Annotated in this window: 20 protein-coding genes; 19 read left to right on the forward strand and 1 reads right to left on the reverse strand. The window is 67.1% G+C overall.

All coding sequences use genetic code 11. The annotated features are described in order from the left end of the window. Nucleotides 1-10 precede the first annotated feature (10 nt). The 19 genes from BGP02_RS12840 to BGP02_RS12930 all read left to right on the forward strand — a co-directional run bounded on the left by BGP02_RS12840 (nucleotide 11) and on the right by BGP02_RS12930 (nucleotide 18,611). Nucleotides 11-316, forward strand: a complete 306-nt coding sequence (locus BGP02_RS12840; RefSeq protein ID WP_017234542.1) for a DUF4936 family protein — start codon at nucleotides 11-13, stop codon at nucleotides 314-316. Then, complete coding sequence (locus BGP02_RS12845) at nucleotides 307-1,140, forward strand: NRDE family protein (RefSeq protein ID WP_017234541.1); 834 nt, start codon at nucleotides 307-309, stop codon at nucleotides 1,138-1,140. Before BGP02_RS12840 ends, BGP02_RS12845 begins: the two co-directional genes overlap by 10 nt. A 351-nt stretch (nucleotides 1,141-1,491) precedes the next feature. Beyond that, complete coding sequence (locus BGP02_RS12850; RefSeq protein ID WP_157211500.1) at nucleotides 1,492-2,304, forward strand: beta-ketoacyl synthase chain length factor; 813 nt, start codon at nucleotides 1,492-1,494, stop codon at nucleotides 2,302-2,304. A 157-nt stretch (nucleotides 2,305-2,461) separates the two neighbouring features. Then, a complete protein-coding gene (locus BGP02_RS12855) occupies nucleotides 2,462-3,130 on the forward strand; it encodes a lysophospholipid acyltransferase family protein (RefSeq protein WP_017234539.1) in 669 nt (222 codons plus the stop codon). Beyond that, complete coding sequence (locus BGP02_RS12860; protein WP_026132056.1) at nucleotides 3,111-3,374, forward strand: phosphopantetheine-binding protein; 264 nt, start codon at nucleotides 3,111-3,113, stop codon at nucleotides 3,372-3,374. The genes BGP02_RS12855 and BGP02_RS12860 overlap by 20 nt, the downstream gene beginning before the upstream one ends. A gap of 33 nt (nucleotides 3,375-3,407) precedes the next feature. After that, nucleotides 3,408-3,653 (forward strand): acyl carrier protein, encoded by a 246-nt coding sequence (locus tag BGP02_RS12865; RefSeq protein ID WP_026132055.1) that lies wholly within the window; start codon nucleotides 3,408-3,410, stop codon nucleotides 3,651-3,653. 105 nt (nucleotides 3,654-3,758) lie between these two features. After that, nucleotides 3,759-4,313, forward strand: coding sequence for a COG4648 family protein (locus BGP02_RS12870; protein ID WP_017234536.1), 555 nt, complete (start codon nucleotides 3,759-3,761; stop codon nucleotides 4,311-4,313). Then, nucleotides 4,310-6,241, forward strand: a complete 1,932-nt coding sequence (locus BGP02_RS12875) for an ApeI family dehydratase (protein ID WP_286798650.1) — start codon at nucleotides 4,310-4,312, stop codon at nucleotides 6,239-6,241. Before BGP02_RS12870 ends, BGP02_RS12875 begins: the two co-directional genes overlap by 4 nt. Then, nucleotides 6,238-8,034 (forward strand): glycosyltransferase family 2 protein, encoded by a 1,797-nt coding sequence (locus BGP02_RS12880; protein ID WP_017234534.1) that lies wholly within the window; start codon nucleotides 6,238-6,240, stop codon nucleotides 8,032-8,034. Before BGP02_RS12875 ends, BGP02_RS12880 begins: the two co-directional genes overlap by 4 nt. Then, nucleotides 8,031-9,671, forward strand: coding sequence for an HAL/PAL/TAL family ammonia-lyase (locus tag BGP02_RS12885; protein WP_254440946.1), 1,641 nt, complete (start codon nucleotides 8,031-8,033; stop codon nucleotides 9,669-9,671). The genes BGP02_RS12880 and BGP02_RS12885 overlap by 4 nt, the downstream gene beginning before the upstream one ends. Next, entirely contained in the window at nucleotides 9,661-10,119 is a 459-nt protein-coding gene (locus BGP02_RS12890) for an acyl-CoA thioesterase (protein WP_286798651.1), read from the forward strand. The genes BGP02_RS12885 and BGP02_RS12890 overlap by 11 nt, the downstream gene beginning before the upstream one ends. Continuing rightward, a complete protein-coding gene (locus BGP02_RS12895; RefSeq protein WP_286798652.1) occupies nucleotides 10,104-10,793 on the forward strand; it encodes a LolA family protein in 690 nt (229 codons plus the stop codon). Before BGP02_RS12890 ends, BGP02_RS12895 begins: the two co-directional genes overlap by 16 nt. Continuing rightward, complete coding sequence (locus BGP02_RS12900; RefSeq protein WP_286798653.1) at nucleotides 10,790-13,216, forward strand: MMPL family transporter; 2,427 nt, start codon at nucleotides 10,790-10,792, stop codon at nucleotides 13,214-13,216. The genes BGP02_RS12895 and BGP02_RS12900 overlap by 4 nt, the downstream gene beginning before the upstream one ends. Beyond that, nucleotides 13,213-14,418 (forward strand): beta-ketoacyl-ACP synthase, encoded by a 1,206-nt coding sequence (locus BGP02_RS12905; RefSeq protein ID WP_286798654.1) that lies wholly within the window; start codon nucleotides 13,213-13,215, stop codon nucleotides 14,416-14,418. The genes BGP02_RS12900 and BGP02_RS12905 overlap by 4 nt, the downstream gene beginning before the upstream one ends. Beyond that, a complete protein-coding gene (locus tag BGP02_RS12910) occupies nucleotides 14,418-14,885 on the forward strand; it encodes a hotdog family protein (RefSeq protein WP_017234799.1) in 468 nt (155 codons plus the stop codon). Before BGP02_RS12905 ends, BGP02_RS12910 begins: the two co-directional genes overlap by 1 nt. Continuing rightward, nucleotides 14,882-15,607, forward strand: a complete 726-nt coding sequence (locus tag BGP02_RS12915; RefSeq protein ID WP_286798655.1) for a 3-ketoacyl-ACP reductase FabG2 — start codon at nucleotides 14,882-14,884, stop codon at nucleotides 15,605-15,607. The genes BGP02_RS12910 and BGP02_RS12915 overlap by 4 nt, the downstream gene beginning before the upstream one ends. Then, nucleotides 15,607-16,836 (forward strand): beta-ketoacyl-ACP synthase, encoded by a 1,230-nt coding sequence (locus BGP02_RS12920; RefSeq protein ID WP_286798656.1) that lies wholly within the window; start codon nucleotides 15,607-15,609, stop codon nucleotides 16,834-16,836. Before BGP02_RS12915 ends, BGP02_RS12920 begins: the two co-directional genes overlap by 1 nt. 48 nt (nucleotides 16,837-16,884) lie before the next feature. Next, nucleotides 16,885-17,364: a hypothetical protein gene (locus BGP02_RS12925; RefSeq protein ID WP_261938484.1), complete on the forward strand. Its 480-nt coding sequence runs from the start codon at nucleotides 16,885-16,887 to the stop codon at nucleotides 17,362-17,364. Further along, entirely contained in the window at nucleotides 17,364-18,611 is a 1,248-nt protein-coding gene (locus BGP02_RS12930; protein ID WP_261938483.1) for a beta-ketoacyl-[acyl-carrier-protein] synthase family protein, read from the forward strand. Before BGP02_RS12925 ends, BGP02_RS12930 begins: the two co-directional genes overlap by 1 nt. Nucleotides 18,612-18,686: 75 nt before the next feature. Here the strand turns inward: BGP02_RS12930 and BGP02_RS12935 are convergent, their stop codons facing one another. Continuing rightward, a complete protein-coding gene (locus BGP02_RS12935; protein ID WP_017234794.1) occupies nucleotides 18,687-19,322 on the reverse strand; it encodes a class I SAM-dependent methyltransferase in 636 nt (211 codons plus the stop codon). Nucleotides 19,323-19,484 lie beyond the last annotated feature (162 nt).

Raw genomic sequence — 19,484 nt, forward strand, 5'->3', positions numbered from 1 at the left:
GCGCCCGAGAATGGACTGTTACGTCTACTACCGCGTTTCATCGCACAACGCCGGCGCGGCTCGTCTGGCCGTCGCGCAACTTTTCGCGCTGACGGCAGCGCGCTTCGGCGTCACGGGGCGCCTGCAATGGCGCGCCGACGCCTCCGCCCACGACACCGCCGCCGGCACCACAACGTGGATGGAGCGCTACGACGGCGTCAGCGACGCGTTCGTCGCGGCGCTGACGCCGTTGGCCGCCGAGGCCGGCTTGACGATGCGCATCGACGGCGAGCGTCACGCCGAGTGCTTTGTCGACGCCGAGCCACCATGTGCCTGATCGTCTTCTCCTGGCAGCCCGAGGCCGCCACGCCGCTGGTCCTGCTCGCCAATCGCGATGAGTTCTTCGAGCGTCCCGCCGAACCGTTGCACTGGTGGCGCGATCGCCCGGACGTCCTTGCCGGCCGAGATCTACGCGGCGGTGGAACGTGGATGGGCGTCAATCGTGCGGGACGCTTCAGCGCACTGACGAATTTTCGCGACGGGCGCGCCCCAATGGCGCCGAAAGACTCGCCATCGCGTGGCCTGCTCGTCTCGGCCATGCTCGATGCAACTTCGTTCGACGACGATCTGGTGCGCATTGAACGGCACGCGCACGAGTACACAGGATTCAATCTTCTCGCGGGAGACTTGCCGGCGGGCAAGCTGTTCTGGTTGGGAAATCGCGCCCACCACGTCGGCGGCACGGCACCGGCCGCCTTCGCCATGCCACTCGCTCAGGCCATCGCGCCCGGCGTCCACGGTCTGTCCAACGCCGTGCTCGACACGCCCTGGCCCAAGCTGGTCAGCCGTCGCGAGGCTTTCGCCCATGCACTGACACACCATGCCGACGACGCCAGCCTGCTGCGGATCATGCGCGACGCCAGCGAAGCGCCCGACAGCGCGTTGCCGGAGACGGGCGTCTCACGCGCGTGGGAACGCTCGCTATCGGCGGCATTCATTGCGTCGCCCGCGTACGGGACCCGATGCACCACCCTGCTTCGCTACCATCGTGACGGCACCGTCGACATGACGGAAGTCACCGTAACGCCAGGTCAGTCGCCCACGGTCTTGTCCGGCCGTCGCGATTTCACCTTCACCGCCCAGGCCACACTCGCTCGATAGTGCGACCCCTTCACGCTTGTCGCCTCAAGGGGATGCGCCCCGCCGTTTCTGGATGACGCCCGAGACGTTCGCCCAAAACTGTCATTAGGCATTTCCTGATTTCCTGCGGAAACGCCACAAATTTCGCCTGACAGATATTTCGGTGTCTTACATTTGGCTATAATTGCTCGCCAACCATTTTTGGGGGGCTATGGAAGGGCGACCCGATTCATTATCGAATCTCCCGCCATATCCGGCCGTATCGAGCGACGGCCGTGACAACGCATTTAGCGAAACAGCGCGTGGCTCAGCAAAGCGGCAATCGCTTTTTTTCACTCAAACGCCATGCCAGACAACATCGACCCGCGAACGATGCGTCGCACAGCCCTATGGAGTTCGGAAGCCGTTCCCGCTGGGGAATCGACGCCGCTACCCACGGTGCCCGCGCACTCGGCGACGGCTGGATCGTCCCGCACCGTTGCCCACTGGGCATTGCCTGTGCGCCGGTGGGCCTATCGTCAACATGACGCAGCGTCGGCCCGCAAGCCGGAGGTCGGCGACATCGATCCCATGTTGCGCCGGCGTCTGAGCCCGCTCGCCCGACTGGCGTTGTCGGCCGCCACGGCGTGCGGTCCGCTGCCGCCCAAGTGCCGGGTCGTGTACGCCTCTCAGCACGGCGAGATCCAGCGCACCACGCAAATGCTTGACGCGCTGGTTCGCGGCGAGCCGCCCTCGCCCACCGCGTTCAGCTTGTCGGTCCTCAATGCAACCCCCGGCGTGCTCAGCATTGCGCGCGACGACCGCTCGGCCATCAATGCCATCGCCGCGCTCGACGATACGCTTGGCTACGCATTGCTCGACGCATGGACGCAACATCGGGAGGCCCCCGACGCGCCGCTGCTGGTGATTTACGCCTTCGAAGCACCGCCGGCCTGCTTTGGCCCGACGTCGCGCCAGATCGACGACAGCGCGAGCGCTCTGGCGCTACTGATCGAATCCGGTGCCACCGCGCGCCTGACCTGCACGATGCATCTGCCGACCGCTCGCGAGGCGCACGCGGAGCGCCGCGCGCAATGTCAGAGTCTGGTCACGTCGCTGCTGGAGGGCGGCAGCGACCTCTGGCGCGGCGAACGCCACGATTGGCAGTGGGAATGGCACGAGGACGCACGGCATGCCAATGTCTGATTCTTGTACACAACTACGGTGGGAGCTCCTGCGGCGGCGCACGGCGTCGCTGTGGCTATGGTCGTGCTTCGCCGTCGGCGGTCTCCTCTTTTCGCTGATCGTATTCCCCGCACTCCTTTTGCTTCCGATGTCCACGCGCCGCCGCCGCCGCTGCGCCATGGCTATCGTGCATCACGGCTTCGCCGCGCTCGTCGCGGCTTCGCGTGCCCTGGGCGTCATCCGCTTCGACATCCAGAATGCCGAGAAACTGCGGCACCTGGGCCGCGCCATCGTGATCGCCAATCACCCGTCGTACATGGACGTCATGGTGTTGCTCTCACTCATGCCGCGCGCCTGCTGCATCGTCACCAGTCGGCACTGGCGCAACCCGCTGTTCGCCGGCATCGTACGCGCGGCCGGCTATCTCCGTAACGACGGCGGACCCTCGCTCGTCGGTGCCAGCGAAGCGGCGCTGGCCGACGAGGTGCCCCTCATCGTGTTTCCCGAAGGCACACGCAGCCCGTCGCGAGGCCAGCTCGGCAAGTTCTCCCGGGGTTTCGCGCACATCGCGCTGGCACATGACTGCCCGATCCTGCCCGTGCTGATCGACTGTGATCCGCCTGCCTATACGAAACAACACCGGTGGCACTCACTCCCCCCCTCCACGCCGACCCTGCGCGTTCGTGTGCTGGAAGACGACTTGAGCGAGCACGTGGCCGCCGCGCCGGTTCGCTTCGCGCCCGCCAACGAGGACGTGCTTGCCCCATTGGCGGCGAGACGCCTGACGGCGCTCGCCGAACATTTTTTCATCGATCAGATTTCTCAACATGGCTTCACTAGAACTTGAAATCAAGCAATTGATCGTCCAGTCCCTTGAACTGGAAGACATTGCGGTGGACGACATCGCCGACGACATTCCCTTGTTCGGCGATGGCCTCGGCCTGGACTCCATCGATGCGCTCGAGTTGGGCATCGCCCTGCGCAAGCGCTTCGGCCTGCAAATCGAAGCGGGCGACGACGCCGCGCGCGCCCAGTTCCGCAGTGTTGCCACCCTCGCCCAGTTGCTGCGCGAGCGCGGCTGCACCCAGTAAGGAAACCGAATGATGAGTTCATTGACGTTGCCCTTGTCCGACGAAGACATCCTTTCCCGTTTGCGCACCATCCTGCACGACACCTTCGAGATCGAACCCGAACGGGTGACCTTGCAGGCGCACCTGTTCGAGGAGCTTGACCTCGACAGCATCGATGCCGTAGACCTTGCCATCCAACTGCAGCGCCTGACGGGCAAACGCATCAAGCCCGACGAGTTCAAGAGCGTGCGCACCGTCGACGACGTTGTGGCGGCCGTGCGTACGTTGCTCAACGACTGATCGTCCGGCATGCCCCGACTTCACGCCGACGCGCCAGCGTCATTGCCGCGCACCCCACAAGCCCGAGTCCGCTGGCCATCTGTCGTCGCGGCACTCGCCTACCCGATGCTGATCCTCGCCGGAATCTCGCTGGTTCCGCCGCGCTATCTGGCACTGCTGCTCCTTGCCGGCCTCGGCCTGCGATACCGGCACAACTTGCGCGCCCATCGGCTGCTTATGCCCGTCGAATGGGCGGTGGCCGGTGGATTGGCCGCGCTCGCGTTCGCGACAGCGCTGAGCAACAGCGAGCTGTTGCTGCGGTGTTATCCGGTCGCTGTCAATCTCGGGATGGGGCTCACGTTTGCGATGTCGCTCCGCGCCCCCATGTCGATGGTCGAGCGCATCGCGCGGTTGCATCAGCCCGACCTGCCGGTGGACGCGACGCCCTACCTGCGCAACGTCACTCGCGTGTGGATCGTATTTTTCATCTTCAACGGCGCCGTCGCGCTCGCCACGGCGCTTTGGGCGTCGCGGGAGATCTGGTCGCTCTATAACGGCGGAATCGCATACGTACTGATCGGCCTGCTGTTTGCGGCGGAATGGTGGTGGCGTCGGCGCATGTTGGCGCGAAAAGCGTCCGCTTGCGCGGCAGGCACGTCGCCGCCGGAGGGCGCGGCATGAGCGTTCCCGCCTCGATCGAATCGTCCGCCCCGTCAGCATCGCCTGCCTCACACGAGCGTTCCGCAGGACTGGCGCCCTGCGCGTGCACGCCGCTAGCCGAACTGCTGCGCGCGCCTCGCGCGCCGTCGCTCGTCGTATGCGTGGACGGCCGATCCGCCGCAGACGACGTGCATGGGCTCGGCACGTTTGGCTCGCTCACCACGCGCGCCTGGCGCGAACGCGTCGGGGCGTTGCACGCTGTCTTTGCGGCACGCCCTGCCCTGCGACTGGCGATGTGTCTGGACGATCCGTACGACATGAGCTGCGCCCTTTTCGCCGCGTGGGCCGCGGGGCGAACCCCGGTCGTGTTACCCAACGCACTGAACCAGACACGCCGCGACTTCGCCTTCGCCTTCGACGAGGCCATCGATGCGGCCACGTTGGCTTCCTGTGCGGATCGTCGTGATGACATGAACGTCGTGCCAGGGATCGCGCACACGGCGCTCGCCGCAGCGCTGCCCGCCTCGAGCAAATTGATTGTCTACACCTCGGGAAGTACCGGCGAGCCGAAAGCCATCACGAAGACGCTCGCGCAACTCGATGACGAAGTGCAGATGCTGCACCGGCATTGGGGTGCGCAATTGCAAGCGGCGCTCGTCGTCGCGAGCGTGCCGTGCCATCACATCTACGGGCTGTGGTTTCGCATGCTCTGGCCGTTGGCCGCTGGCGTGCCGTTTGCTCGGCACACCTTCGCGGAGCCCTCGCAAACGCAGCAGTGGCGCACGTGGCCTGCCGTCGTCTGGATCGCTGGCCCCGCGCAGCTGACGCGTTGGCCCGCATGGCTGGGCGACGACGTTTGGCGCGATGCGCCCCGCCTCACCTTCTCGTCGGGCGGTCCACTGCCCAAGGACGCGGCGCTGCAATGCGCCCACCTCGTGCGAACCGCTCGGCCTTCGTTGCCGGCAGACGTGGCGCACGCCCCGGTCGAAGTGTTCGGCAGTACGGAAACAGGCGGCATCGCGTGGCGTCAGCAGGATCGCACGTCCGACTGGACCCCGCTCGACGACACACGCGTGCGATTGACCGACGAGGGTGCACTGGCAATCTGCTCGCCGCGTGTCAACCACGGGCGCTGGTGGCCGACCGACGACGGCGCCGTCGTGCATCCCGACGGGTCGTTCGCCTTGACGGGGCGCCTCGATCGCACCGTCAAGATCGAGGGCAAGCGGCTCTCATTGCCCGGCGTTGAAGCGGCGCTGCTGCGCCACGAATGGATCGACGATGCCGCCGCGGCCGTGGTCGCGGGACGCCTCGCCGTCGCCGTCGTCCTCAGCCCTGCCGGCCGGTGCGCTTGGCGAGAGCGCTCGCTCAAGACCGTGCGTGAGACGCTGCGTCACGCGTTGGCCGCGACCTTCGATGCGACGATGCTCCCGAAGCGCTGGCGTTTCCTGATGACATTGCCCCTCAATGAACGCGGCAAGCGCACGGCCGCCGACATTGCGGCACTTTTCACACCGGCGTCCCCGTGGCTGCCCTCGGTGCTGGGCGTTCGGTGGAACGATGCCGACGACCCTGCCCCCGCAACCGCACTCGACGGTTCGCTCGTGATGTCCCTGCGCGTGCCGCCCGAGCTGGCGCACTTCAACGGTCACTTTCCAGGACTGCCGCTGCTGCCCGGCGTGGTGCTGATCGACTGGGCAACGCGGTTTGCCGCAGCGCATGCGTCGCAAGACGCCGCACGTCATGGCTGGGCGGTCGCGCCAACGTCGTTACATCAAGTCAAATTCTCCGCGCCCGTATTGCCGGGAACACGCTTCGACCTCACGCTGACGTTCGATACCTCACGCCGTCGCGTGCACTACGCCTACGAAGGTGCCCGCGGACCTGCCGCGACCGGATATCTCGTCTACGCCGCGCCGCCCGCGCTTGCCGGAGAGGCGCAACGATGACGACAACACTCGGTCCCAGCCTGTCGCCATGCCCTTTCCTGCCGTGCGTGCTGATCCCGGTGTACAACCACCCGGCGCAAATCGCACGCATCGTCGACACGCTGCTCGCGCAAGGCCTTCCGGTGCTGCTGGTCGATGACGGGAGCGACGCCCCGACGCGCGACTTGCTCGTGGCCATTCAGGCCAACCACCCGCAGACCGTGACGCTGGAACGGCTACCGCGCAACGTCGGCAAAGGCGGCGCTGTCTCCCACGGATTGCGCCGCGCCCACGCGCTCGGATTTACGCACGCCCTGCAAGTCGATGCCGACGGTCAGCACGATCTGTGCGACGTCTCCGCCTTTCTCGAAGACGCCCGCCAGCACCCGAGCGCCGTGATCTGCGGCACGCCACGCTACGACGCGTCCGTGCCCAAGGGGCGTTTGTATGGCCGCTACATCACGCACTTCTGGGTGTGGATCGAGACATTGTCGTTCGACATCGCCGATTCGATGTGCGGCTTCCGGGTCTATCCGCTTTCGGCCACCACCGCGCTGCTGGCGCGCCACCGGCCACCATCGCGCATGGCCTTCGACACCGACATTCTGGTGCGTCTGTACTGGCGCGGCGTGCCGATCCAGAGCCGGCGCACACGCGTCGTCTATCCGGAGAACGGGGTTTCGCACTTCCAGATGTTGCGCGACAACGTCGGCATTTCCTGGATGCACACGCGGCTCGTATGCGCCATGATCCCGCGCGCGCCGGGACTGCTGTGGCGGAAGTGCCGCCGCAAGCCGAGTGCACATGCCCAGGCGGTGGCAGCCATGCCGGCCGCCGCAACATCCTCCGCGACATCCTCCGCAACGCCCACCGTCGACGACGGCCTGGCGTGGTGGCGGCGCCCCGAGCGCGGCAGCTTGCTGGGCATGCGCCTGTTGGCACTGGCTTGCCGGTGCTTCGGTCTGCGCACGGCGCGCGTCTGCCTGATTCCCGTGGCGGCCTATTTCGCGCTGAAGGACACACAAGCGTGCGCGGCCTCGCGCGATTATCAGCAGCGGCTCCGGAACGCAGCCCCCGAACTCGGGCTGCCGGCGCCCACGCGATGGCACACGTTCCGGCATCTTCTGGCGTTTGCCAACGCGGCACTGGATAAATTCGCCGCCTGGCGCGGACTCCTCGGCGAGCGCCATGTCCAGATCGACGACCGTGCCACGCTCGACGCGGCGGCCAGCGATGCGCGCGGCGCCCTCGTCATCGGCTCGCACCTCGGCAACCTGGAGATGACCCGCGCACTCGCCCGTTCGCGCGGCATCGACCGCATCCATGCCGTGGTCTACACCCGTCACGCCCAGCGATTCCGCTCGATGCTCGCCGGGTCGAACGACGCGTTTGCCGAGAACCTGATCGAGGTCGACGACATCGGCCCCGCCACGGCCATCATGCTGCGTGAGCGCATCGACCGGGGCGACTGGCTTGTCATCGTCGGAGACCGCGTGCCTTCCACCGAGGGTGGTCGGGTCGTGCCGGCCCCGTTCCTCGGCGCATCGGCGCCGTTCGCGCAAGGGCCGTTCATTCTCGCCGCCTTGCTCGAGTGCCCGGTGTATCTGCTTTTCTGCCTGCGCGACAAAGCGTCTTACCGACTCTATTTCGAACCGTTCGCCGATGCCGTGGCGTTGCCGCGCGCCCAACGCGAGGTCGCCCTGCGCACCTACGCCGAGCGCTATGCGCGTCGGCTCGAGCACTACTGCCGTCAGTACCCGATGCAGTGGTTCAACTTTTTCGATTTCTGGCGAGGCAAGTCGCCACAATCATGATGCAACTACCGACTTCACTGAGCGACGCCGATGCGCGCGCCGGCACACCCCCGCGCCATGGGCTTCACGACGCGCCCCCTGACGCCGACGCGCGCCGCGCGACAGCGCCGGCCGTCGTGTTCGGCCAGGCCCGTCTGACGATCGAAGACATTCTCGCGCTGGCCCGACGCACCCGCAGCGCGCGTCTGTCCACCAACCCCGTGTGGCAAGACCGCATACGCCGCGGCGTGAGCGCGCTGCACGCGCACCTTGCGGCCGGTCGTCCCGTCTACGGCGTCACGACCGGTTACGGCGATGCCTGTGTCGTCGACGTGCCCATGTCGCTCATCGAAGCATTGCCCGCACAACTGACGCGCTACCATGGGTGCGGCATGGGCGAATGGCTCGACGACCCGGCCGTGCGCGCCGTGCTCGCGTGCCGGCTGGCGTCGCTCGCCCAGGGGTACTCGGCCGTGCGCCCGGAACTCCTCGAGGCACTCGTCCACCTGCTCGCCCACGACGTGCTGCCGCGCATTCCGTCCGAAGGCTCGGTCGGCGCGAGCGGCGACCTCACGCCGCTGTCGTACGTCGCGGCTACGCTCATCGGCGAGCGCGACGTGACGTATCGCGGCCGCCTCTGCGCAGCGTCGGCGGCCCTGGCCGCCACGGGGGGCGCGCCGATCACGCTGGCCCCGAAGGAAGGCCTCGCGCTCATGAACGGCACGGCCGTCATGACCGCGCTGGCGAGTCTCGCCTTCGCACGCAGTCGCACGCTGGCGCGTCTGGCCGCCCGGCTCACAGCGTTGACGACCGTAGCGCTCGACGGCCGCGCCGCGCACTTCCATCCGACGCTGTTCGACGCCAAGCCGCACGACGGTCAGCGCGACGCCGCCCGATGGATTCGCGACGACTTGTCCGGACGCACGGAACCGCCCGAGGCGCGCCTCCAGGATCGCTATTCGTTGCGATGCGCTCCGCACGTCATCGGCGTGCTCGTCGACGCGCTGAGCTGGGTCCGGCGCGACGTCGAAAACGAGATCAACAGTGCCAACGACAACCCGCTCATCGATCCCGACACCGGCGAAGTCCATCACGGCGGCAACTTCTACGGCGGGCACATCGCCTTCGCCATGGACAGCCTGAAGACGGCGGTCGCCAACCTCGCCGACCTGATGGATCGCCAACTCGCCCTGCTGGTGGACGACAAGTTCAACAACGGCCTGCCCCGCAATCTCAGCGGCGCGACGGGCCCTCGCGCACCAATCAACCATGGTTTCAAGGCGGTGCAGATCGGCGCATCGGCGTGGGCGGCGGAAGCGCTCAAGCACACCATGCCGGCCAGCGTATTCTCACGCTCGACCGAATCGCACAATCAGGACAAGGTCAGCATGGGAACGATCGCCGCACGCGATTGCCTGCGCGTGCTGACGCTCACCGAACAGGTCGGCGCCGCTCACACGCTCGCGGTGGCGCAGGCCGTCAAGTTACGCTTGCGGCACTCGCCGGACGCCGCGCCGCTGCCCGCCGCACTGCGGGCGTGGCTCGAAACGGTCACCGCCCAATCGCCGTTCGTCGACGAAGATCGCGCGCTTGAACATGAATTGCGCGCCGTGCGTGCCTGGCTTGCCGATGGAGGCGATCTGCCTAATGACGACTGAGACGACCGGTCGCCGACCGGAAAAGGCCCCCTGGCTCAGCGCTTTCGCCGACGTCGAGATTCCGTTCCATGACGTCGATGTCATGGACGTCGCCTGGCACGGCCACTACGTCAAGTATTTCGAGATCGCACGCTGCGCGCTGCTGCGCCGCTTCGACTACGACTATCCACAGATGCAGGCGTCCGGCTATCTCTGGCCCATCGTCGAGTGCCATCTCAAGTACGTTCGCCCCGCGCGCTACGGGCAGCGGGTGCGTGTCACGGCATCACTGACCGAGTATGAGAATCGGCTTCGCATCGCCTACGAGATTCACGACATCGCTACCGAAACGCGCATGACCAAGGGATATACCGTCCAGGTCGCGGTGGACGCGCGCAACGGCGAACTGCAATTCGTGAGTCCCCCCGTCGTACTGAGCAAGTTGGAGGCCGTATGGGTCGCCATCTGATGCCGCGTGCTGCGAGCGTGCTTGCCCTCGCCCTACTGGTCGGCGTCGGGCTGTCGTCGGCACCCGCCGTCGCGACCGAAACCGAGACCGCCCCCGTTGCGGCATCAGCGGCGGCCGATTCGGCGTTGCTCCAGCGAATCCTCGCGCAGGTCAGTGCGCATCCCGTGGTGCACGCCGATTTCGTCCAGACGCGAACCTCGGCCTTGCTGACGGCACCTGCGCTCACGCGCGGCACGCTGGTTTTCGCGCGCGAGCGCGGCGTGATCTGGCAAGTGCGTTCGCCGCAGCCGCAAGGGTATGTCTACGGCCGGCAACGCAGCGCGCGCATCGATGCCGACGGCAAGCTGCTGTCGCTCGACGGGCAGCCGACGGCCATCTCGCAGCAGATCAACGAATGGGCCAATGCATTCATGCAGGGCGACACCAGCGGACTCGCCTCCCAATTCGGCATTTCCGTCACGGGCACCCTGCGTCGCTGGCAGGTGGTGCTCACGCCCGCACAACCACAGATCGCTCAAGCGATGCGGCGTCTCACGCTCAGCGGCGACACGACCGTGCGCACCGTGACGCTGGAGACCCGGCGCGGTGAGACCGTCCAGTGGCAGTTCGACAAGGTGCGCACCGGCGAGACGCTCGACGTGCAAGCGCAACGCCTGCTGCGAATGGTCGAATGACGCCACGCACTCGGGCATTGCGCCGCACACTCACCTTCGCCCTCGTCGCGGGCCTCGTGCTGCTGGGTATCTGGCTGCTGGCGGTGCGCCATCTGCCGCTGCAGACCAATGTGCTCGCGCTGTTGCCCACGACCGAGCGCGATCCCGTCGCGGAGCAAGCCGTGGACCATCTGGCGGGCAGCGTCAGCGACCGTGTCGTGGTCCTGATCGGCGCGCCCGACGCCCACGCGGCCCGCGCCGCCGCGGCGCGTTTCGACGCGCTGGCCCGTGCGAGCGGCGCCTTCGCGAGCGTGCAGGGTCGGGTGCCGCCGTTCGACCCGGCCTTTCTCTCGAATTTCTATCGGCCGCATCGCTTCCAACTCCTCTCGCCAGCGGATCGCGGCGACCTGCAGGCGCAGCTTCGCCGACATGCGTCTGGCGACGCGAGCTTGCCGCCGCTATCGCTGGCCCATTCCCCCTTCGGCCTGACCGACGCGGCCGATGACCCCTTTGGCTGGCTCGACCGCTGGCTCACGCGGCTGCCGTTCGGCCAGCTTAGGATGTTGCCCGACGACGGTTGGCTGAGCGCGCGCCAAGCGGGGAAGACATGGGTGCTCGTGTTGCTGCAAACGCAAGGCCCGGCCTTCGACAGCGCCGTGCAGCAGCGAATCACTCAATTCTTCGACACGGCACAAGCGCGGATCGTAGACCTCTCGCCCGGCGTGGAAGTGCTGCGCAGCGGCGCGGTCTTCCATGCGGCAGGGGCACGATCGCAGGCGGAAACGGAGTTGCATCGCATCGGCATCGTTGCAACGCTCGGTATTGCGCTGCTCACGCTCTGGGCGTTCCGTTCGGGCCGCCTGCTCGCCATGGGGCTCGCGACCATCGCCTTCGGCACGCTGTGCGCTGCGCTCGCCACGCTGCTGATCTTCGGTGAGCTGCACTTGCTGACGCTCGTCTTCGGCGCGGCCCTGATCGGCGAAACCGTCGACTATGCCATTCAGTATTTCGTCGGCGTTGGCGGTCTGACGCGCGAGGCAGCCCAGCGGACCCTGCCGATGCTGCGTCCGGCATTGCGTATCGCCCTCGCGACCAGCGTGCTGGGCTACGCGATTCTCGGCACTGTGCCGTTCCCTGCATTGCGTCAGATCGCCGTGTTTGCGCTGGCGGGCCTGCTCTCGTCCTATGTGTTCGTCGTTTGGGCCTTGCCCGCCTTTCTGCCGCGCGAGGTGCCTGCGCTGCGCGCGCCGGTCGTCGCCCTTGCCCAACGCTGGCTGGCGATCTGGCGCGGCGCGCTTGCCGGGCGGCGCGGCACGGCGGTGGGGGGGCTGATCCTGCTGGCATGCGTGCCGGGCTGGTGGCGGCTGGGCGTCGACGACGACGTTCGCCGGCTCATTGCCCGCGATCCCGCACTGGTCGCGCAAGAGCAGGCGATCTCGCGCATCACCGGTATCGACGGAGCCACGCAGTTCTGGCTGGTACAAGCCGACAGCGAAGAAGCGCTGCTCCGGCGCGAGGAACAACTCGGCGCGCGCCTCGACGACGCGGCGGCCCGCCGCGATGCCCCCTTCGACGGATGGACCGGCGTCTCCCAGTTCGTGCCGTCCATGCAACGTCAACTCGACAATCGGGCGCTGTTGGGCGCGGCTCGCTTCGACGCGCCCGACGCGTTGGTCGACGCCATGACGCGGGCCGGGTTCCGCCCGGCATTCGCACGGCAATACGCCGATGCCTACGCCGTCGAGGGCGACACGCCGCCGCTTCGGGTCGACCAATGGCTCGCGTGGCCCGGTTCGACGCCGCTACGCATGCTCTGGATGGGCCGGGTAAGCACGTCGGCGGGAGGGGCGTCCGCCCCGGCGAAGGCCGGTCATTTCGCCAGCCTCGTGCGCCCCCACGGCCTGCGCGACAGCGCCGCAGCCGGGCGCGTGGCGGTCGACTTGCCCGGCGTGACCTACGTCGACAAGGCCGCATCCATCTCGGCGCTTTTTGCCCGGTATCGCGTCGCAAGCGGAATTTGGTTCGCCGCCGCCCTCATCGTGGTGACTGGACTGCTCACGCGTCGCTACGGGTGGCGCGGCGCCATCGCCACCATCACTCCGACATTGCTCGCCACCGCGGCAGTGTTCGCGGCGTTCGGCTATCTCGACCTGCCGCTGACATTGTTCGCGCAGATGGGCTTGATGCTGGTCCTGGGCGTCGGCGTGAATTACGCGATCTTTCTGCGTGAGGGCGAACTACGTGCCGGCGGCGACCCGCGCATGGCCGCGATTGCGGTCGCCGGCACGCTGATGTCGGCCGCGACGACCCTGCTGTCGTTCGGCCTGCTCGCCTTCAGCGCCATGCCGAGCCTGCATGCCTTCGGCCTGACCTTGACGATCGGCATCGCATTTGCGTTGTGGCTCGCCCCCTATAGCCTGCGCTACCCGGAACTGCGCTCATGAAGTCTCCTGTCTATCTCCACGCTCTTGGCATGATCAATGCGCTGGGTCACGACCTGCCGGGCATCGCCGCGCGACTGTTCGCCGGCGATACGTCCGGTATGCGGGTTCGTGACGAGGTGCCCGCGCCGCTTACGTCCCCCGCCCCCGTGGTGGGCGCCGTGCGCGTGACCACTGACGCGCTGCCTTCGCTTCCCGCCCGGCTACAGCGGTACGACTGTCGCAACAACCGGTTTCTGGTCGCCGCGGCGCAACCGTTGCGCCCCACCCTCGCACGCCATATCGCGCGCCATGGGGCAACGCGCATCGGGGTCGTGATCGGTACGAGCACGTCGGGTATCGCCGAAGGCGAAGCCGCGCTGCGCACGCTCGCGGACCGGGGCGCGTTACCGGCGGCGTATCACTACGTCCAGCAAGCCCTCGGGGCACCGGCGCAGTTCGTTGCCGAGTTGCTCGGCGTGCACGGCCCCGCCTACACAATCTCGACCGCGTGCACGTCGAGCGCAAAGGCATTCGGTGCGGCGCGTCGCCTCATCGACAGCGGGATCTGCGATGCCGTAGTGACCGGCGGTGCGGACACGCTATGCGATCTGACCCTCGGCGGCTTCGGCGCGCTCGAGTCGCTCTCGCAGGGGCTCGCGCGCCCGATGAGCCGCCAGCGCGACGGCATCAACATCGGGGAAGGCGCGATGCTCTGCCTGATGTCGCGAGCGCCCGGCGACATCGTCGTGTCCGGCATTGGCGAATCGAGCGATGCTTATCACATCTCGGCCCCCGCGCCGGACGGCCGTGGCGCCATCGACGCCATGCGGGCCGCCTTGCACGACGCCTGCCTGGCGCCCTCGCAGATCGACTATGTTCATCTGCATGCGACCGGCACGCCGAAGAACGACGCGATGGAAAGCCTTGCCACACATGCCTGCTTGGGTGCCACCGCGTGGGCAAGCGGCACCAAACCCATGACCGGACATCTGCTCGGCGCCGCGGGCGCGACAGGCATCGGATTGTGCTGGCTCACGCTTTCAAGCGATGGCCGCCTCCCGCCGCACGTCTGGGATGGAGACGCCGCCCCCGAGCTCAGCGCCCTGCGGCTCGTCACCCCCGGCACCACGCTCGGTCGCGCCCCTCGCCACGTCATGACGAACGCCTATGCATTTGGCGGGAACAACGTCAGCGTCATCCTCTCGCGCGCGGAGGCCCTGTGATGCCCGCCGCTTCTGTCTGGCCGCCGATCGAGACGCTGCTGCCGCACCGGCCGCCGATGCTGCTCATCGATAACGTTTGCGAGCACGACGCCGAGTCGATCTGCGTGCAGGCAACGCCCGATGCTCACGCCTGGTATGCGGATGCGCACGGCAACATGCCCGTTCACATCGTCATCGAACTCATGGCGCAGGCGATTGCCGCGCACGAAGCGCTCACCCGTCGTATCGAAGGCCTGCCCCCCGCGCCGGGCGTGCTGCTCGGCACACGCCGCCTCGAAGCGCGTGTGGCCTCGCTGCCCGCCGGCGTGCCGGTTCTCGTGCGTGCCACATGCGTGCTACACGACGACAACGGCAACGGTGCCTACGACTGCTGCGTGCAGGCCGACGACGAGACAGTGGTCGATGCCACGATCAAGGTGCATCAGCCAACCGATTTCTCTGCCTTCTTGATGGAGCCCCAATCATGACCCGACGCGTTCTCGTCACCGGCAGCAGCCGGGGCATCGGACGGGCCATCGCCCTGCGCCTCGCGCAGGACGGCTTTGCCGTCACCGTTCATTGCCGTGAGCAGATCGCTCCCGGCGAAGCCACCGTCGCGCAGATTCGCGAAGCGGGCGGCACAGCCACGCTCGTGTCGTTCGATGTCCGTCATCGCGATACCTGCCGACAAGTGCTCGACGCCGACGTTGCCGAACACGGCGCGTACTACGGCATTGTCTGCGGCGCAGGCATCACGCGCGACAACGCGTTCCCCGCGCTGTCCGACGACGATTGGGACAGTGTCATCGACACCAGCCTCGACGGCTTCTTCAATGTCGTCCATCCCCTCACGATGCCCATGGTGCGACTGCGCGCCGGCGGTCGCATCGTCACGGTGGCGTCCGTCTCCGGGGTGATGGGCAATCGCGGCCAGGTGAACTACAGCGCCGCGAAGGCCGGTCTGATCGGCGCCACGAAAGCCTTGTCGGTCGAATTGGCGTCGCGCCGAATTACCGTCAACTGCGTGGCGCCGGGGCTGGTCGACACCGGCATGCTCGAGGGCGTGGCGCTCGACGAAGCGCTGCGCATGGTGCCCATGCAACGCGTCGGCCACCCTGACGAGGTGGCGCATGTGGTGTCGTTCCTGATGTCGGACGGGGCCAGCTACGTGACTCGCCAAGTCATCGGCGTGAATGGAGGGATCGTCTGATGACACGCGTCGTAGTGACTGGATATGGCGGAGTGACAGCGCTTGGCAGCCGCTGGGAAGACATTGAGCGGGCGCTGCGCACCGGGCAGAACGCCGTGCGCCGCATGCCGGAGTGGGACTACTTCGAAATGCTCAACGGGCGCCTCGCCTGCCCGGTGGAAGACTTCGCTGCGCCGTCGCACTGGCCGCGCAAGCAATTGCGTTCCATGGGACGGGTTGCCCAACTCGCGCTTCGGGCCACGGAACATGCCCTCGCCCACGCAGCGCTGGATGTCGCCGCGCACGACCCCGGCGATATCGGTGTGGCGTACGGGTCGTCATCGGGCAGCATCGCGCCGATTCAAGCCTTTGGCGTCATGGTCGACACGGGATCGATGGCCGGCGTGACGTCGACGAGCTACATCCAGATGATGCCGCACACGACGGCTGTCAACATCGGCGTGCACTTCGGACTCCAAGGCCGCATCATCCCGACGTCGAGCGCCTGCACGTCGGGCAGCCAGGCCATCGGATACGCATATGAAGCCATTCGCTTCGGCCGCGCGAAAGTCATGCTCGCTGGCGGTGCCGAAGAATTGTCCGGCCCCGGTAGCGCCGTCTTCGATACGCTGTACGCGACGAGCACGCGCAATGACGAACCGAAGCTCACGCCGCGCCCGTTCGATGCGGCGCGCGATGGCCTCGTGGTCGGCGAAGGCGCGGCCACGCTGGTGCTCGAATCGCTCGAACATGCGCGAGCGCGAGGGGCCACGATTCTCGCGGAAATCGTCGGCTTCGGCTGCAACACCGACGGCAATCACGTCACGCAACCGACCGCGGCCACGATGGCACGCGCCATGCGGCTCGCGCTCGACGATGCGGGTCTCGCCCCGCAGGCCATCGACTACATCAGCGCACACGGCACGGCCACGGACCGCGGCGATGTTGCCGAGAGCGAAGCCACCGGCAGCCTCTTCGGCACGCACGTGCCGATCAGCGCCATGAAGAGCTATCTGGGCCATACCCTCGGTGCGTGCGGCGCCATCGAAGCATGGTGGGCCATTGAGATGATGCGTCGCGACTGGTTTGCCGGCACGCTCAATCTCGACACACCGGATCCGGCCTGTGCGCCGCTCGATCACATCGCGGGCGCTCAGGGCCGCGATCTGGAAACGCAGCGAATCATGAGCAACAACTTTGCGTTCGGCGGCATCAACACGTCGCTGATCTTTCATCGATTTGCGGGTTGACGGGCGTTGCGCAGCGCAACGTCCATTCACAACGGAGAAGGAGAACCTATGCAGACTCGTCGACACTGGCTGATCGCCTCGCTTGCCATCACCGCTTCGGCCGTCCTCGCGCCCACCGCCCACGCGGCGCGCCCGGCGGTGCCCATCGTGCCGCACGATAACGTGCCGATTGTCTCCGGCAGCGGCAAAACACTCTCGCTCGACGAGATTCGCGGCGCCATTGCGCGCGGCGCCGCCGTGCACGACTGGACGGTAAGCCCCGTGCATCCGGGAGAACTCGTGGCCTCGCTGAACGTGCGCAACAAGCACTTTGCCTCGGTGACGATCAAATACACCGAAACGGCTTACTCGGTGACCTATCGCGACAGCACCAATCTTGAGTACCAACTCTCCCACCCGAACGCCTCGGCGCGCCGCGAGGACTTCCCCTCGGCGCCGCCCCCCAATACGCCGTTGATCCATCCCAACTACAACCGCTGGGTCGACACGCTCATCCGCGACATCAACACGGAGCTGCGCCGTCTCTGATGACGTCCTTTCATCGCCCCGACGGATTGCCCCGGGTCGTCGTCACCGGCATCGGGATGGTGTCCGCCGCCGGTCACACGCGCGATGCCATCGTGGACGCCCTGCGACATCGGACGAGCGGCGTTCATGAGGCGCCCGATTATGTCGCCCACGACCTGCGCACGACAGTCACCGGACGCCCTCACGCCGGATCGCTCGACGACGCGGTGGTGCCGCGCAAGCTGCGCCGCTTCATGGGGGACACGGCGCTGTATGCCTGCCATGCCGGCCTTCGCGCCGTGGCCGACGCCGGGCTCGATACCGCGACATTGAGTCGCGGGCGATGTGGTGTCGTCGTCGGCTCCGGCACCGGGGCGATGAAGGATTTTGAAGCGGCGCTGGACGTCGCGCGCGAAAGCGGCGCGGCGCGGGTGCTGCCCTACGTGGTGCCACGCGCCATGTCGAGCACCGCGCAAGCCGCCCTCTCCGCGCTCTTCGACCTGCGCGGGGTCGGCTATGCCATTTCGTCGGCGTGTTCGACATCGATTCACTGCGTGGGGCACGCCGTCGATGTGTTGCAGCTCGGACGGCAGGACGTGATGCTCGCGGGCGGCAGCGAAGAGGCCCCCTGGGGCGCGGCGATGTGTTTCGATGCGATGGGGGTACTCTCGCGCGCCCACAATGCGACGCCCGAGGGCGCCTCGCGCCCGTTCGACGCCCAACGCGACGGTTTCGTCCTCGGCGGTGGTGCCGCCATCCTCGTCCTGGAAACACTCGCCCACGCCATGGCGCGAGGCGCACGCCCGCTCGCCGAGATCACGGGGGTCGGTTCCGCCACCTGCGCGTCGCGAGCGTTCGGTGTCGACATCCCGACCATGAGCGCGGTGGTCGAAACAGCGTGTCGTGGGCTGACGGCACCGCCCACCTTCATCAGCGCCCACGCCAACGGATCCATCGACGGCGATATCGCGGAACTGCATGCGCTGGCGCACGCCTTCGGTGGGGTGGCCGAGGTCCCGGCCATCACCTCGATCAAGGGCCTGACGGGACACACCGTGGCGGCCGCGGGGGCAATGCAGATCGCGTGCGCGATCTGGGCGATGCACGAGGGTTTCGTGCCGGGCGTAGCCAATCTGGCATGCCTGGACGCCGCCGCCGCACCCTTTCCGATCCAGACAGCCCTGCAAGAGACGCTGGTAAGCCGCGTGCTGATCAACACCTTTGGCTTCGGCGGCACTTACGGCGCGCTGACGCTCGCACGAGTTTAGCGCCCGTGCCCGACCTTCCGCGCACTAGACCTTAGACGCGACAAACACGTTAAACACGTCAAACCCGTTAAACGCTTACGCGAGCGGCTTTCTCGCAACGACGTTGACCAGCGTCTCCTCACGCGCGCCGAATGCCGGGCGACGCTGCAACTTCAACCGCTCCAGCAGCCCGAAGTCCTTGGCTCGGCTCCACCACAGGTACGGATAAGACACGTTCTCGGGACCAAAGGTAAATCCCGCCGCGCGGATCATGTCGAGATACCCCGTTGCGCTTCGCTGAACGTGCATCGGATGCCGGAACAGCAGTCTGATCACCCACGAGCGGATATAGGCCTCGGTCGACTCGGCGAAACACAGCAAACCGCCCGGCTTCAGCACCCGATAGAACTCAGACAGAGCCGCCTCCTGGTGCACGAGGTGGTGGAAGGTCTGATGGCAGAACACGATGTCGCAACTGGCATCGGGCAGCGGGATCGCGGCGCAATCGCCCGCGCGCAGATCGACGGAAATCCCCGCGCTTCGCACGTGTGTCTGCGCTTCGCTCAGCGCCGGGGCGAAGCAGTCGAACCCGATCAGGCGCGACGGTGCGAAATAGCGATGCAGAAGCGGCAGAGATTGTCCGTGGCCACATCCCGCATCGAGAATGACGGGGGCCTGCGGTATCGCACCGTGCGCCAGCCTCATCAGGTCTTCGATGGCGACGCGCAGCACGTGATGACGCCAGGTGTAGGTCTTCAGAAACCAGTTCCCGAAGCGGGTCTCGGGAACAAAGGCCTTTGCGCACGATTCGGGGCGCGGGGGAAGCGCAGGCGGTGCGGGAGGCGGTTTGGCAGCAGTGGTCACAATAGCGAATACCGCCCTGGCGGCTTATCG

Origin of the sequence: Pandoraea sp. 64-18 (assembly GCF_001899225.1) — a bacterium.
Classification (GTDB): domain Bacteria; phylum Pseudomonadota; class Gammaproteobacteria; order Burkholderiales; family Burkholderiaceae; genus Pandoraea; species Pandoraea cepalis.

Excerpts from the sequence above, each read along its gene's own strand:
- BGP02_RS12840 (WP_017234542.1), top strand. The coding sequence starts at position 11 with ATGGACTGTTACGTCTACTACCGCGTTTCATCGCACAACGCCGGCGCG.
- BGP02_RS12845 (WP_017234541.1), top strand. The coding sequence starts at position 307 with ATGTGCCTGATCGTCTTCTCCTGGCAGCCCGAGGCCGCCACGCCGCTG.
- BGP02_RS12850 (WP_157211500.1), top strand. The coding sequence starts at position 1,492 with ATGCGTCGCACAGCCCTATGGAGTTCGGAAGCCGTTCCCGCTGGGGAA.
- BGP02_RS12855 (WP_017234539.1), top strand. The coding sequence starts at position 2,462 with ATGGCTATCGTGCATCACGGCTTCGCCGCGCTCGTCGCGGCTTCGCGT.
- BGP02_RS12860 (WP_026132056.1), top strand. The coding sequence starts at position 3,111 with ATGGCTTCACTAGAACTTGAAATCAAGCAATTGATCGTCCAGTCCCTT.
- BGP02_RS12870 (WP_017234536.1), top strand. The coding sequence starts at position 3,759 with ATGCTGATCCTCGCCGGAATCTCGCTGGTTCCGCCGCGCTATCTGGCA.
- BGP02_RS12875 (WP_286798650.1), top strand. The coding sequence starts at position 4,310 with ATGAGCGTTCCCGCCTCGATCGAATCGTCCGCCCCGTCAGCATCGCCT.
- BGP02_RS12880 (WP_017234534.1), top strand. The coding sequence starts at position 6,238 with ATGACGACAACACTCGGTCCCAGCCTGTCGCCATGCCCTTTCCTGCCG.
- BGP02_RS12885 (WP_254440946.1), top strand. The coding sequence starts at position 8,031 with ATGATGCAACTACCGACTTCACTGAGCGACGCCGATGCGCGCGCCGGC.
- BGP02_RS12890 (WP_286798651.1), top strand. The coding sequence starts at position 9,661 with ATGACGACTGAGACGACCGGTCGCCGACCGGAAAAGGCCCCCTGGCTC.
- BGP02_RS12895 (WP_286798652.1), top strand. The coding sequence starts at position 10,104 with ATGGGTCGCCATCTGATGCCGCGTGCTGCGAGCGTGCTTGCCCTCGCC.
- BGP02_RS12900 (WP_286798653.1), top strand. The coding sequence starts at position 10,790 with ATGACGCCACGCACTCGGGCATTGCGCCGCACACTCACCTTCGCCCTC.
- BGP02_RS12905 (WP_286798654.1), top strand. The coding sequence starts at position 13,213 with ATGAAGTCTCCTGTCTATCTCCACGCTCTTGGCATGATCAATGCGCTG.
- BGP02_RS12910 (WP_017234799.1), top strand. The coding sequence starts at position 14,418 with ATGCCCGCCGCTTCTGTCTGGCCGCCGATCGAGACGCTGCTGCCGCAC.
- BGP02_RS12915 (WP_286798655.1), top strand. The coding sequence starts at position 14,882 with ATGACCCGACGCGTTCTCGTCACCGGCAGCAGCCGGGGCATCGGACGG.
- BGP02_RS12920 (WP_286798656.1), top strand. The coding sequence starts at position 15,607 with ATGACACGCGTCGTAGTGACTGGATATGGCGGAGTGACAGCGCTTGGC.
- BGP02_RS12925 (WP_261938484.1), top strand. The coding sequence starts at position 16,885 with ATGCAGACTCGTCGACACTGGCTGATCGCCTCGCTTGCCATCACCGCT.
- BGP02_RS12930 (WP_261938483.1), top strand. The coding sequence starts at position 17,364 with ATGACGTCCTTTCATCGCCCCGACGGATTGCCCCGGGTCGTCGTCACC.